12 protein-coding genes are annotated in these 13,790 nt (G+C 39.3%); 9 read left to right on the plus strand and 3 right to left on the minus strand.

Annotation, left to right across the window (positions count from 1 at the left end; all coding sequences use genetic code 11):
* Positions 1-69 precede the first annotated feature (69 nt).
* From IE199_RS20560 to IE199_RS20580, 5 genes are all read left to right on the plus strand, one after another.
* Positions 70-1,593: a tryptophan halogenase family protein gene (locus IE199_RS20560; protein WP_189774534.1), complete on the plus strand. Its 1,524-nt coding sequence runs from the start codon at positions 70-72 to the stop codon at positions 1,591-1,593.
* 1 nt (position 1,594) lies between these two features.
* Complete coding sequence (locus tag IE199_RS20565; RefSeq protein ID WP_189774536.1) at positions 1,595-2,611, plus strand: cupin-like domain-containing protein; 1,017 nt, start codon at positions 1,595-1,597, stop codon at positions 2,609-2,611.
* Positions 2,612-2,641: 30 nt separating this feature from the next.
* Complete coding sequence (locus IE199_RS20570; RefSeq protein ID WP_189774538.1) at positions 2,642-4,144, plus strand: tryptophan halogenase family protein; 1,503 nt, start codon at positions 2,642-2,644, stop codon at positions 4,142-4,144.
* A gap of 20 nt (positions 4,145-4,164) precedes the next feature.
* A complete protein-coding gene (locus tag IE199_RS20575; RefSeq protein ID WP_189774540.1) occupies positions 4,165-5,196 on the plus strand; it encodes a glycosyl hydrolase family 18 protein in 1,032 nt (343 codons plus the stop codon).
* Between the two features lie 155 nt (positions 5,197-5,351).
* Positions 5,352-5,768, plus strand: coding sequence for a hypothetical protein (locus IE199_RS20580; protein ID WP_189774542.1), 417 nt, complete (start codon positions 5,352-5,354; stop codon positions 5,766-5,768).
* 16 nt (positions 5,769-5,784) lie between these two features.
* Here IE199_RS20580 and IE199_RS20585 read toward each other — a convergent pair whose 3' ends face one another.
* Positions 5,785-6,399, minus strand: a complete 615-nt coding sequence (locus IE199_RS20585) for a LysE family translocator (protein WP_189774544.1) — start codon at positions 6,397-6,399, stop codon at positions 5,785-5,787.
* Between the two features lie 89 nt (positions 6,400-6,488).
* On the minus strand, positions 6,489-7,349 hold the full coding sequence (locus IE199_RS20590) for an AraC family transcriptional regulator (protein WP_189774546.1): 861 nt from the start codon (positions 7,347-7,349) through the stop codon (positions 6,489-6,491).
* 261 nt (positions 7,350-7,610) lie between these two features.
* Between IE199_RS20590 and IE199_RS20595 the strand changes: the two genes are divergently transcribed.
* The 4 genes from IE199_RS20595 (at position 7,611) to gmhB (ending at position 13,514) form a co-directional block, all read left to right on the plus strand.
* Positions 7,611-10,991, plus strand: a complete 3,381-nt coding sequence (locus tag IE199_RS20595; RefSeq protein WP_189774548.1) for a methylmalonyl-CoA mutase family protein — start codon at positions 7,611-7,613, stop codon at positions 10,989-10,991.
* Between the two features lie 97 nt (positions 10,992-11,088).
* Positions 11,089-12,114 (plus strand): oxidoreductase, encoded by a 1,026-nt coding sequence (locus IE199_RS20600; protein ID WP_189774550.1) that lies wholly within the window; start codon positions 11,089-11,091, stop codon positions 12,112-12,114.
* A gap of 22 nt (positions 12,115-12,136) precedes the next feature.
* Positions 12,137-12,898, plus strand: a complete 762-nt coding sequence (locus IE199_RS20605; protein ID WP_189774552.1) for an SDR family oxidoreductase — start codon at positions 12,137-12,139, stop codon at positions 12,896-12,898.
* 73 nt (positions 12,899-12,971) lie between these two features.
* Positions 12,972-13,514, plus strand: coding sequence for a D-glycero-beta-D-manno-heptose 1,7-bisphosphate 7-phosphatase (gmhB, locus tag IE199_RS20610; protein WP_189774554.1), 543 nt, complete (start codon positions 12,972-12,974; stop codon positions 13,512-13,514).
* A 39-nt stretch (positions 13,515-13,553) separates the two neighbouring features.
* On the opposite strand, the gene IE199_RS22015 is transcribed toward gmhB, so the two are convergent.
* On the minus strand, positions 13,554-13,790 hold a 237-nt coding region (locus IE199_RS22015; RefSeq protein ID WP_229854888.1), incomplete at its 5' end, for a hypothetical protein.

Below are 13,790 nucleotides of genomic sequence, written 5' to 3' on the forward strand. Positions count from 1 at the left end.
TGTGTAACATCTTATTCAACCTCTATTTATTACTTCAACTCGTTCATTAATTACAAAAGCGGTTAGGGCATGCAACAAGGGATCAAGTCAATTTGTATAGTAGGTGGTGGTACCGCTGGTTGGATGGCGGCTTCTTTACTTTCCACTGTCCTCAAAGGCTGTAAAACCAAAATTGTGGTCGTTGAATCACCTGATATTTCAACGATTGGTGTTGGTGAATCGACAGTACCATCGATTATGGACTTTTTGCACGCTTGTCAAATTGACGTAAAAAGCTTTATTCAAGCAACTTCCGCAACTTTTAAGTTAGGAATTCGTTTTGATGACTGGTATGAAGTAAACGAACAGTATTTCCACCCATTTGGGCGTATTGGTAAAGACGTCAATGGTTTTGATTTTTATCAAGTTTGGCTCAAATCTTTAAGCTCAGGCAGTCAGGCGGCATTATTAGATTATTCTGTAAATGCTCAAATGGCTAAAAGCCAACGTTTTGTTTTTAGGCCTCAAAGTACCGATAATTGGGTGCTGGCAAATAGCGCTCACGCATTACATTTAGATGCCACGCAAGTGACACAGTTTTTAAGAAAGCTATGTTTGCAACGTGGTGTTGAGCGGATTGAGGCAACTGTTTGTGACGTAGAACTTGAACAACAAGGTTTTATTAAGCAGTTAACGACTAAATGCCAACAAACGATAAAGAGTGATTTTTATATTGATTGCACCGGTTTTAACGCATTGTTAATTGAAAAGTCTTTAGGCGTTTCGTTTGACAATTGGTCAGATTTTTTACCGTGCGATCGCGCGGTAACCATTCAAACAAAAACTGAACATTCGCCATCACCTTATACTATCGCTAAAGCACAACCAGCAGGTTGGTCTTGGACAATACCATTGCAACACAGAACGGGTAATGGTTATGTTTTTTGTAGCCGATTTTGTAGTGATGAACAGGCGATTAAAACGCTACAATATAACCTTGAAGGCGTTACGTTAAGTGAGCCAAAGATTATTCCATTTACAACGGGTAAACGAGAAAAAATCTGGCATAAAAACTGTCTTTCATTAGGATTGGCAAGTGGTTTTCTTGAGCCGCTTGAGTCTACTGCAATTCATTTGGTGTACAAAACCTTAGTGCATTTTATACAACACTTTCCAGATGCGGATTTTGACCTAAAAAATACCGAGTTGTTTAATCAAAAAATTGATCAGGACTACTTGGAAATCCGAGACTTCATTATTTTGCATTACGCCACCGCACAGCGTGATGATAGTGATTTTTGGCAGTGGTGTACAAATATGCCAGTTCCTCAGAGCCTTAAACATAAATTATCTCTGTTTAAACAGCGTGGCCAATTAGAGCAAGTTCATGGTCAGTTTTTCACTCAGGATAGTTGGTGTGCAATTTTAGAGGGTATGCATATTCGACCTGAAAAGTATCACCCGCTTATAGATGGCTTTCATCAACAGAGCCTCGCTGACATGCTGTTAAAAAATGTCAAGGCGATTCAAGCGACTGTCGAAGCAATGCCATTACATGCAGATTTTATACGTCAGCATTGTCCTGCAAATGCATTTAATGTGTCAGAGGTTTGATATGACATCATTTCTTTCAATCGACGAATATACAAATGTTTGCGCTGATAAATTTTATAATGAAGTGGTACCCGCACAAAAACCAATAGTCATTCGAGGTTTTGCAACGCATTGGCCGCTAGTTCAAACAGGAAAATCGTCACCAGAAGAGTGGGTACAATACATCAATCAGTTTTATAACGGCAATAAAACTAACATGGTGGTGGCTCCACCATATGAAAACAAACGCTTTTATTACAATCATGATCTTACTGGTGTGAATTTTTTATCGGGTGAGGAAAGAGTTGATTTGTTTTTAGGTCGTTTACTTGAATTGATCGATCGAGACGTTTACCCCGCAATTTCGATGCAAGGCACACCAATCGAGTCAATTTTGCCTGAGCTAATGAAAGACAATCCAACGGAATTTTTTACCGATGTTCAACCTAGGTTATGGATTGGCAATGAAGGTATCGTCAATACACATTATGATGGCTCTGATAATGTTGCTTGTGTGGTAGCTGGTCGCCGTCAATTTATTCTTTTCCCACCAGATCAAACTAAAAACCTATATCCCGGACCACTAAACTTTACACCAGCTGGCGCGCCAACCAGTCTGGTGGATATAAACAATCCAGATTTCGAACGATACCCTTTGTTTGAAGAAGCACTTGATCATGCTTACTTTGCTGAATTGGCGCCGGGTGATGCTATTTTCATTCCTATGTTGTGGTGGCATCACGTTGAGTCGTTAGACAAAGTTAATGCATTAATTAACTATTGGTGGAATGGTGCATCAGCAGTCAATGCAGTAGCACCAAGTGCTATCGACAGCTTAAATATCGCACTCTTGGCAATGCGAAATTTAAACCTTGAGCAGCGCAACTCGTGGCGTCACTTGTTTGATCATTACTTGTTTAAACAAGGAGTAGAACCAACGTCTTATATCCCAGAGCATCAACAGCATTTACTCGGCAACCTGTCTGATGATTATGTCGAAAAAGTCAGGCAATACTTTGCAAATAAGTTGAGCCAATAGCACTGTGTACACATTAGCGAGAGAAGAATCATGTTAGAAAATACCAGCTTGCCTAAAAAAATTGTCATCGTTGGTGGAGGCACTGCAGGGTGGATGGCAGCTAATTTGTTAGCGACACGGTGGAAAAATAGTGAAATTCAAGTCGTTGAATCACAAGATGTTGGCATTATTGGTGTTGGGGAAGGTAGTACTCCACATTTAAAGTTGTTTTTTGATGCAATAGGTTTGCAAGATCAGCAATGGATGGCGCAATGCAACGCGACATACAAAACAGGGATCAGGTTTGAACATTGGTCTAAAGTTGCTGGATTTGAGTCTTATTTTCATCCCTTTGCTGCGCAGACCGATGATGTATTTACCCTGCCTCTGTTTTACAAGAATATTCAGGCGCGAATGCAAGGTTTAGCGGTCAATGCTCATCCTGATCATTACTTTTTGGAGTCGTACTTGGCAAAACATAAATTAGGCCCAGTGCCTGATGAATGTTTCCCGTTTGGTGTTGCCTATGGCTATCATTTTGATTCAGCGCTTTTAGGTCAGTTTTTAGCTACGCATGCACAAGGGTTAAAAGTTAAAAGAATCATTGGGCATGTTGAAAATGTGTTGCAACATGAAAATGGCAATATAAAAGCCGTTTGTTTAACCGATGGCTGCCAGTTGGACGCTGATTTTTTCATTGATTGTTCTGGCTTTCAAAGCTTACTGTTGCAAGGAGCATTACAAGCAAAGTTTGTTAGCTATCAGGATAATTTAGTGAACAACGCTGCGGTTGTAATGCCGAGCAATATTACATCTCCATTGCCTGTTGAAACTAAGTCTACTGCTTTAACGAGCGGTTGGGCATGGCAGATCCCGCTAAAAGAGCGTTTTGGTAATGGATACGTTTATAGCAAGGAATATATCGACAGTGACCAAGCGGAAACCGAGTTAAGGCAACATTTAAATTTGCTAGATAGCGATGTTGAAGCTAGGCATTTATCGATAAAAGTTGGTCGAGTTGAGCAACACTGGTACAAAAACTGTCTGGCTGTGGGTTTGTCACAAGGCTTTATTGAACCGTTAGAGGCAACCGCCATTGCGTTAGCATTTAATACTATTTCGCAATTTATTCAGTGTGTTGAACAAGGCAAGGGGACCAGTCAATTTCAAAAGGCTTTCAATGACGATATTAATCAGCGTTTTGATGGCATTCGAGATTACATTGTTTGCCACTATAAAATGAATCAACGTTTAGATAATGACTACTGGCTAGACAGAGCAGGTGAACAGCAATTATCAGATAATTTAAACCGTATTTTGTACCTGTGGCATAACAGTAAAGATTTTGTCCAAGATATGTTTCAACACAATGTTTGGGGGGCATACCAGCCAAAATCCTGGGCATGTATGTTAGCTGGGTATGGTGTCTTTCCAAGTATAAATAAGGCGCATCAAATGAATACGGCGGCATATCAGCATGAAATGACTGGCCTAGATGATTTTATTCGACGTTGCGGATTAAATTTTAAAATTCATGAACAGCAACTTAAGTAATCAGTAGGGAAGCTAAAACCATGTATAAACAAGTTATTAAACGATGTTTAGCGTTAGCTACAATTTTTATCTTACCGCTAAATGTGTTGGCACAAATAAAAGTGATCGGTTATTTACCCGGCTATCAAGGTATAAAAACTCAAGTGGATCAGATTGATTTAACTAAAATCAGTCATTTAACTCTGGCTTTTTTACACCCAGATAAAAAAGGAAACTTTAGAGCGAATGGTCAACCTGTTTGCATGGTGGGAAAACATGGCAAAACGTTAAGCTCAGCAGAAATAGACTATGTGATCAACAAGGTTCACCAAGCTGGAAAAAAGGTTTTAATTTCAATTGGTGGCGCCGCTTATCCAAGTTGTGCAGGCGATTGGGCGACATTGCTAAATAAAAACAACCGTCAGTCGACAATAGAGCATTTATTAGATTTTGTTGATAGTTACCAGTTTGACGGACTAGATATCGACATTGAAGGGAGATTACTGACCCAAATCGATCAAAATGGGCATTTTGTTCCTTTTATCGAACAATTGAAACTGCACTTTGCTAAACATAACAAGCTGCTAAGTGCTGCGACGGGATCTTATCAAGGTGGCATGATGCCACAAGCTTCCCTCAAATATTTTGATTTTGTGTCGATTATGTCTTACGACGCCATAGGGCCAACCTGGGGGCCTGCTGGTGTTGAACACTCGACCTTAAGTAAAGCAAAAGCAGATATCTCGTTATGGCGAAGTAAAGGATTAACAAAAGAAAAAATCATCTTGGGCTTACCATTTTACGGTTATGGATTTGGCAAATATCAAGCCGAATATAGATTTAGAGAAATTCTAGAACAATTTGGTAAGGAGAAAAGCCAGACAGATCTTATCAATAACAATTGCGCTGATTGCGATTATATTACCTTTAATGGCTATCAGACGATAAAAGCGAAAACCCAACTTGCCATTGAACAAGCTGGCGGTGTGATGATTTGGGAGTTATCTCACGACAGGCACGATGAACTTGGCTTACTTCATTTAATTGATCAAACAATAAAGCAACAAAAATAACGAGAACACATTTAGGCAAAAATTAGACTTTCCCTAATCAATGCCACCGTAAATGTTTATGCATTTACGGTTTTTTTATGGTTAATATTGATGGTATTCGAAAGAGTGATAAATTTATATAATCCACTGTCTATCAAACGAATTAACTGAAAAACATGATGGTACACGATACTTTACCTATCACGATTAAAGCAGACAAAGAAGCTGGTCGCCGGTTTCCAACACTAGGGGCTGTGTGCAATAAACTCGAAGCGCAGTTAAATTTTATTGCCATGACAGCTGGATGGTTTGCTGATGAAAATCATGAAGTCACATTGTCATTTGATATCTCAACAAACGCTTTAACGGCAACTGACTTAGTGCAACAAGGTGATGAAGTGATAGAAATCGCCGATGATGCCATACTTATTTTTCATCAGGGCACATTTCACTATCATGGTATACTTTCTATCACTCAGCCTGAACAGCAAATCATTTTGCAGCAAAAAGCGGTACTGCCTTTATTGCTCGATAAAAAATGCATATTGATGTTAAATGTGGTTGCTCAACGCGAGTCATTGAGCACACTTTAAATAATTATGAGATAACCTATTGTTTGGCCATAGCCAGTGAAATACCTGAACCGACTAACGCTGTGCCTGCACCGTGATTTAATGCTTTTACTAGTTTGGGACGATTAACTAGATATCCTTTTAATTGATAAGCAAAGACTCCCATCAACGCAAAACCTAAGCCAGTTAGGAATGCAAACCATGTACCTAAAACAGCCATTTCTAGCCCAACATTGGTGGTGTTATGACTAATAAACTGTGGAATAAATGCCAACATAAATACGCCAATTTTAGGGCTCAAGCTCGCGGTTAAAAATCCAGCTAGGGCTACTTGATTCATTGACGCAGCTTGCTTCTTTTCAAATGAAACAAAAGATTGTGATCTAATCGCCTGAATACCCAAATAAACAAGATAAATAGCGCCAACTATTTTAACGACGGTGAAGGCATACGCTGAAGTGATTAAAATGGCAGATAAACCTAGTGTGGCAAAAAGCACGTGCATTAATACGCCTAACCCAGAAAAAATAGATGAAACGATTGCTGCTCTTTTACCTTGCGAAATGCCACGAGCTATTGCTAAAACATTTCCGGGCCCAGGAGTTAATACAAGCAGGATGCTGGTTAGTGTAAAAAGTAAAAAATTGTCCATGTTGCCGTCCCTAATAAATGGTCGTTATGTTTTACTCTGTTTGTAGGTTAATCAATTAGGTTTATAACACATCAAATAGTCAAATAATATTACGACTGGCGATATTGTTTTGGGGATATGCCTACCATTTTTTTAAACAACCGAGAGAAATAATAGGGATCTGAATAACCCAGTGACTCAGCAATTTGTTTGATGGTATCTTCAGTATTATCGAGTTGAAAACAAGCATGTTGAATTTTCATGTTGATAAAATATTGAATGGGTGACGTGTCGGTTAATTCTTTAAATTTTTTAGCAAAATGAAATTTAGATAGCTGACTATAATGGGCTAAGGTGTCGAGGTTTAGCTCTTGATGTAGATTTTCCTGCATTAGCGATTCAATCATCTCTAAGCTAAAGGTCGAATGCACATTAAAACTTTCAAGGCGTAGTTGTAGAGCTAAAAAACTGAGCATTTGTTGAAGAACATGTACCGCATGAATCACGTTAGTGGCAGTATAACCTCGGCTCCCTAGTTGAATAAGGGTTTCAAAATCTTTAAAGGCTAACTCTTGCGCCCCGACAACACCAAAGCCATCTTCCATTTTCATCAATAAACGCTCGGCAAAATCATCGGCCAGCTTACCGCTAAAGTTAAGCCAATAGACTGTATTTTTACTATCTGATTTACTTTGATATTGAAACGCTAGGTTAGGGGAAATCAATATTAAATCGCCGCGCTTAACCGATCGCTGTTTATTTTTATACTGCAAAACGCCTTCGCCATACTGGCAGTAAATAAGCTGATATATCTGGCTGCTTTGGGCTTGTGTTTCAATATGTACCTGTTGATTGGTTTTACCTAAAGATACGGGATATAAGCCCTGTGTTAATGGGTGCACTTTTAACTTATTCAGTAAAAACATGGGAATAAGTAATCTTATATCGTTGAATGTTGATGTTTTTTTCATCGAGGTGTGTCAGCAACTATATTTATGCGCATTAATAACAATATAGTCCATCATTGAAGCAATAAAATCAATTTTAACCTTGTGGTATCTATGATGTAATCATTGCTAACTAATATTAGAGATAGCAATTAGGCACAAATATTGATCTTGAAGGTAAGTAAAATGCCTTAGATTAAAATTAGCGACTAAACTAAAACACTGACTAGGCGTATTAGTTTTTGCCAATTGCGTAGATATTTCGTCATAAAGAAGAGAACGACAATGACAACTGAAAGATACGAATTAAAAAACAAGGTGCGTGTAGTTACTGCAGCTTCGTTATTCGATGGTCATGATGCAGCTATCAACATTATGCGTCGTATATTGCAATCAAGCGGCGTCGAAGTTATTCACTTAGGCCATGACCGCAGTGTGGAAGAAGTTGTTAATACGGCAATTCAAGAAGATGCTAATGCTATTGCGATGACGTCTTACCAAGGTGGTCATAACGAATACTTCAAATATATGTACGACCTGCTTAAAGAACGCGGTTGTGAACATATTCGAATCGTCGGTGGTGGCGGTGGCGTTATTTTGCCAGACGAAATAAAAATGCTGCATGACTATGGTATTACTCGTATTTACTCTCCAGATGATGGCAGAGCACTAGGTCTACAAGGCATGATCGATGATATGATCATGCGTTGTGATTTTAAAACCGGCGTAAATATCAAAAAAGACGATGTTGCAGCCCTTAAAAAGAATGATAAACAAGCTATTGCACGTCTGATTTCTGCTGCAGAAAATGCACCAGAAGAAAACAAAGCTGATTTAGACAAAATTCGAAAAATTGCCGCAGTGAGCAAAACGCCAGTATTAGGTATTACCGGTACAGGTGGCGCTGGTAAATCGTCATTGGTTGATGAATTAATCCGTCGATTTTTGATGGCAACAGAAGAAAGCAAAATTGCGATTGTTTCTGTTGATCCATCAAAACGCAAAACAGGAGGCGCATTATTAGGTGACCGTATTCGTATGAATGCGGTAAACAACGACCGTGTTTACATGCGATCACTGGCCACTCGTCAATCGAACTTAGCGCTTTCTGTTTATGTTAATGACACGCTCGATATTTTAAAAGCGGCAGACTTTGATTTAATCATTTTAGAAACCTCAGGCATTGGTCAATCAGATACCGAAATAGAAGAGCACTCAGATGTATCTTTATATGTGATGACGCCTGAATACGGTGCGGCAACACAATTAGAAAAAATCGACATGTTAGATTTCGCCGACATTATTGCGGTGAATAAATCTGATAAGCGTGGCGCAGAAGACGCATTACGTGATGTAAAGAAACAATACAAACGTAACCGTGGCTTGTTTGAAGCCGGTGACGATGAAGTGCCAGTATTTGGTACTATCGCATCGCAGTTTAATGATCGCGGTATGACGGAGCTTTACAATAAAATTATCACCGAATTGGCGAAAAAATCAGAAGCGTTAAACGTTGATTTGTTAGATTTAGCTGGCACACAGGCTGAAAAAGCCAGTGTTATTCCGGGTAAACGCACTCGTTATTTATCTGAAATTGCTGATAATAACCGTGGTTACGATGAATGGGTTAATCAACAAGCTACCGTTGCGCAAAAGCTATACGGTATTCAACAGGCAATTGATGCAGCGTTGGAAAGTGGTGAAGAAAGTGGCAAAACACTGGCGGCTAACCTTCAAGAATTATTTGATAAAGTTGCACTAGATTTAGATCCAAAAAATAAACTGATCATTGATCAGTGGCATGAAAAAGTAGCTAAATACAAAGCGCCAGTGTTTAAGTTTCAAGTGCGTAACAAAGAGCTTGCTATTGAAACGCACTCAAAATCTCTGTCTCATCTTGATATTCCTAAAGTATGTTTGCCCAAATACCAAGGTTGGGGTGATATTTTAAAATGGAATTTGCAAGAAAACGTACCAGGTGAATTCCCGTATACGTCAGGTTTATTCCCATTCAAACGTGAAGGGGAAGATCCTACACGTATGTTTGCGGGTGAAGGTGGCCCAGAGCGTACTAACCGACGCTTTCACTATGTATCTAAAGGCATGCCTGCAAAACGTCTATCTACCGCGTTTGACTCAGTAACACTGTATGGTAACGACCCTCATGTACGACCTGATATTTACGGTAAAATTGGTAATGCTGGTGTCTCTATTTGCTGTTTAGACGATGCGAAAAAGCTTTATTCAGGCTTTAACTTGGCGCATCCAGCAACATCAGTATCCATGACCATTAACGGTCCAGCGCCAATTTTGCTAGGATTTTTCTTAAATGCTGCTATTGATCAGCAATGTGAAATCTACATTAAAGAGCAAGGCCTTGAAAAAGACGTCGAAGCAAAAATTAATGCCATCTACAAAGCTAAAGGTTGTGCTCGTCCACAATATCAAGGTGAATTACCAGAAGGTAATGACGGCTTAGGCTTAATGTTGTTAGGTGTTACTGGTGATCAAGTATTGCCAGCAGATGTTTATGCAGACATTAAAGCAAAAACATTGACTCAGGTACGTGGTACTGTTCAAGCAGACATTTTAAAAGAAGATCAGGCGCAAAATACTTGTATTTTCTCAACAGAATTTGCCTTGCGTTTAATGGGCGACGTTCAAGAATACTTTATTGATAAAGGCGTACGTAACTTCTACTCAGTATCAATTTCTGGCTATCATATTGCAGAAGCTGGTGCTAACCCAATTACACAATTAGCGTTAACATTGGCCAACGGTTTTACGTTTGTTGAATATTACTTAAGCCGTGGTATGGATATCAACGAGTTTGGCCCTAACCTATCTTTCTTCTTCTCAAATGGTATCGACCCAGAATATGCCGTTATTGGCCGTGTTGCCCGTCGTATTTGGTCAAAAGCGATGAAGATGAAATATAACGCCAACGCTCGCGCACAAATGCTGAAATACCATATTCAAACGTCAGGCCGCTCTCTACACGCGCAAGAAATTGATTTCAACGATATACGTACCACACTTCAAGCTCTGTACGCGATTTATGATAACTGTAATTCGCTTCATACCAATGCGTATGATGAAGCAATCACAACGCCAACAGAAGAAAGTGTACGCCGTGCAATGGCAATTCAGTTAATTATTAACCGTGAATTAGGTTTAGCTAAAAACGAAAACCCTATTCAAGGCTCGTTCATCATTGAAGAATTAACTGATTTAGTTGAAGAAGCAGTTTTGACTGAATTTGACCGCATCACAGAGCGTGGTGGTGTACTTGGTGCAATGGAAACCATGTACCAACGCAGTAAAATTCAAGAAGAAAGCTTATACTACGAAAACTTAAAACATACTGGTGAATACCCAATTATCGGTGTTAATACTTTCTTAAGTTCAAAAGGCTCTCCAACTGTTATTCCAGCAGAGGTTATTCGAGCGACAGAAGAAGAGAAAAATTACCAAATAGATATGTTAGCAAGTTTACATCAAGCGAACGAAGAACAAACTCGTATGAAACTTAGAGAGCTTCAGGCGGCGGCTATCAAACACGAAAACATTTTTGAGCATATGATGGATGCTTGTAAAGTTTGTTCACTAGGACAAGTCGTTAGTGCATTGTTTGAAGTTGGCGGACAATATCGAAGAAACATGTAAGGTGGCAAGTTGTTTGAGCGCAGGGCAATAAGCTCTGCGTTTTTGCAATTAACTAAGTGCTGCTTGGTAATAATCAAGTACAACAAGAGGGATTAAGATGAGTTTACAAAGCATACCAGCAAAATTCACCGCATTTAGAGTACATCGTAATGAAGATAAGACCATTACCAGTGGCTTTGAGCAAATTTCTTTAAGCGACTTAACTGAAGGCGAAGTAGTTATTAAAGTCGCTTATTCAGATATCAACTATAAAGATGCGCTGGCTGCAACAGGTAAAGGTCAGATATTACGCACATACCCTCTAGTCGCGGGCATTGATTTATCTGGTGTTGTTGTCGACTCTTCAGATGGCCGATTTTCTGCTGGTGACAAAGTACTTGTATGTGGTGCGCAACTTTCAGAAATTTATGATGGCGGTTATACCGAATACGCAAGAGTAAAATCTGACGCGGTGGTAGCACTTCCACAAGGTTTATCACTAAGGGATGCAATGGCAATAGGCACCGCTGGTTTTACCGCAGCAATTGCCGTACAACGTATGGAAGATAATGGCCAAATCCCTGAGCGCGGCACGATATTAGTCACAGGTGCAACTGGTGGTGTAGGCAGTTTTGCGATCAATATGTTGTCAAACATCGGCTATCGGGTCGCTGCACTCACTGGAAAGTCAGATCAACATGACTATTTAACCCAGTTAGGTGCTAGTGAAATTGTCGACCGCCATGCGCTAGATAATGGCACTCGTCCTCTTGAGAAAGCCATTTGGGGTGGGGCAGTTGATAACTTAGGTGATGAAACACTCGCTTATTTAACACGAACTGTTGTGCCATGGGGCAATATCGCGTCTATTGGTTTAGCACAAGGCTTTAAACTTAACACTACCGTTATGCCATTTATTCTTAGAGGTGTTAGTTTATTAGGCATTAACTCCATTGAGATGCCGTTAACTGTTAGAGCTAAAGCATGGCAACGCATTGCAACTGACCTAAAACCTACACAATTAAATTTAATCGCACCAAGAACTATCGCTTTTCAAGATATTGAACAAGCTTTTGGCGCGTATATTGATGGCAGCGTTACAGCACGTACTGTGGTTGAAATTGACGCAAGTCTAGATAAATAAGAATTAAGCATTCGAGGAAATTATGCAAATACAAGATAAAGTAATCGTAATCACAGGTGGTGGCCAAGGTTTGGGTCGCGCCATGGCAGTAAATTTAGCGTCACAAGGTGCTAAACTTGCGTTAATCGATTTAAACGAAGAACTATTAAAAGAAACGGTTGGCCTTATTGAACAAGCAGGTTCAAGTGCTAAGTATTATTTAGCCAATGTCACTAATGAAGCAGAAGTAGAACAAACTTTTAATCAAATCAATGATGACTTTAACGGTTTTGATGGACTGATCAATAACGCAGGTATTTTGCGTGACGGTATGTTGTTAAAAGCAAAGGATGGTGAAATCGTTAAGAAAATGTCATTGGAACAATTTCAATCTGTTATCGACGTTAATTTAACAGGTGTTTTCCTATGTGGTAGAGAAGCTGCTGCACACATGGTTAAAAATGAACGTAAAGGCGTAATCGTCAACATGTCATCAATAGCACGCAACGGCAATATGGGACAAACTAATTACGCAGCGTCTAAAGCTGGCGTTGTCGCAATGACCGTATGTTGGGCAAGAGAACTAGGTCGCTATGGTATTAGAGTGGGGGCGATTGCTCCTGGTGTTATCCGTACGGCTATGACTGATGCAATGAAACCTGAAATGCGTGAACGCTTAGAAAAGATGAAGCCAGTAGGACGCTTAGGTGAAGCTGATGAAATTGCGCATACAGTAAAATATATTTTCGAAAATGAATTCTTCACTGGCAGAGTGGTAGAAATTGATGGCGGATTATGCATGTAATTAAGCATAATATATAAAAAAGCGAGTTTTACTCGCTTTTTTCATTTAAGCTTTCAAAAAACACAATTATGTAATGAAAATGAATAAAGCATTATTTCTAGACCGCGACGGCATTATTAATATTGACCACGGTTATGTATATCGTCAAGAAGACTTCGAATTTGTCGAGGGTATTTTTGAGCTATGTAAAGCAGCACAGCGTCTTGGTTATATTATTATTGTAATAACAAACCAGTCAGGTATTGGCAGAGGGCGCTATACAGAAGAAGATTTTCATCAACTTACGCATTGGATGAAACAACAATTTACTCACCAGGGCGTTCATATCACTGATGTTTATTTTTGTCCGCATCACCCGACAAAAGCAAAAGGCAATTATCTAACTTCATGTGAATGTCGAAAGCCTAATCCTGGCATGGTACTTTCAGCTGCCAAAGAGCATAAAATAGATGTCAAACAAAGTATATTTGTTGGTGATAAAATATCTGACATGCAAGCGGCAGAAGCAGCGGGTATACACAATAGAGTATTAGTAGCGAGTCATTATGATGATCACAAGCAGGTTGAAGCTCAAAGAATAGCCAAATTAAGTGATGCAATAGCATTTGTTGACTAGTTTTGTGTATAAATTAACCAAATAAACCGTTAATTCCAATTAATTGAAAAAAGGTGTTGACGGCGAGATAAAAATCCCTAAAATGCGCATCCACTTCTCGGGGACAAGCCAAGAAGCAGTTTTGATAAGTTTAGTTAAGTAAATACCTGACAAAACAATCAACCAAACTTGAAAAAATAAAATAAAGTTTTTTAAGAAAAGTGTTGACATCAAAACTGAGATGCGTAAAATGCGCATCCTCGCTTGAGGCAACGGCCACAAGCAACATTGATAAGC

This window comes from Thalassotalea marina, assembly GCF_014656435.1.
Classification (GTDB): domain Bacteria; phylum Pseudomonadota; class Gammaproteobacteria; order Enterobacterales; family Alteromonadaceae; genus Thalassotalea_C; species Thalassotalea_C marina.

What these genes read in the sequence shown, in the direction of transcription:
- IE199_RS20585 (WP_189774544.1), bottom strand. Translation starts at nt 6,399, where the DNA reads ATGGACAATTTTTTACTTTTTACACTAACCAGCATCCTGCTTGTATTA.
- IE199_RS20565 (WP_189774536.1), top strand. Translation starts at nt 1,595, where the DNA reads ATGACATCATTTCTTTCAATCGACGAATATACAAATGTTTGCGCTGAT.
- IE199_RS20580 (WP_189774542.1), top strand. Translation starts at nt 5,352, where the DNA reads ATGATGGTACACGATACTTTACCTATCACGATTAAAGCAGACAAAGAA.
- IE199_RS20570 (WP_189774538.1), top strand. Translation starts at nt 2,642, where the DNA reads ATGTTAGAAAATACCAGCTTGCCTAAAAAAATTGTCATCGTTGGTGGA.
- IE199_RS20575 (WP_189774540.1), top strand. Translation starts at nt 4,165, where the DNA reads ATGTATAAACAAGTTATTAAACGATGTTTAGCGTTAGCTACAATTTTT.
- gmhB (WP_189774554.1), top strand. Translation starts at nt 12,972, where the DNA reads ATGAAAATGAATAAAGCATTATTTCTAGACCGCGACGGCATTATTAAT.
- IE199_RS20595 (WP_189774548.1), top strand. Translation starts at nt 7,611, where the DNA reads ATGACAACTGAAAGATACGAATTAAAAAACAAGGTGCGTGTAGTTACT.
- IE199_RS20605 (WP_189774552.1), top strand. Translation starts at nt 12,137, where the DNA reads ATGCAAATACAAGATAAAGTAATCGTAATCACAGGTGGTGGCCAAGGT.
- IE199_RS20560 (WP_189774534.1), top strand. Translation starts at nt 70, where the DNA reads ATGCAACAAGGGATCAAGTCAATTTGTATAGTAGGTGGTGGTACCGCT.
- IE199_RS20600 (WP_189774550.1), top strand. Translation starts at nt 11,089, where the DNA reads ATGAGTTTACAAAGCATACCAGCAAAATTCACCGCATTTAGAGTACAT.
- IE199_RS20590 (WP_189774546.1), bottom strand. Translation starts at nt 7,349, where the DNA reads ATGAAAAAAACATCAACATTCAACGATATAAGATTACTTATTCCCATG.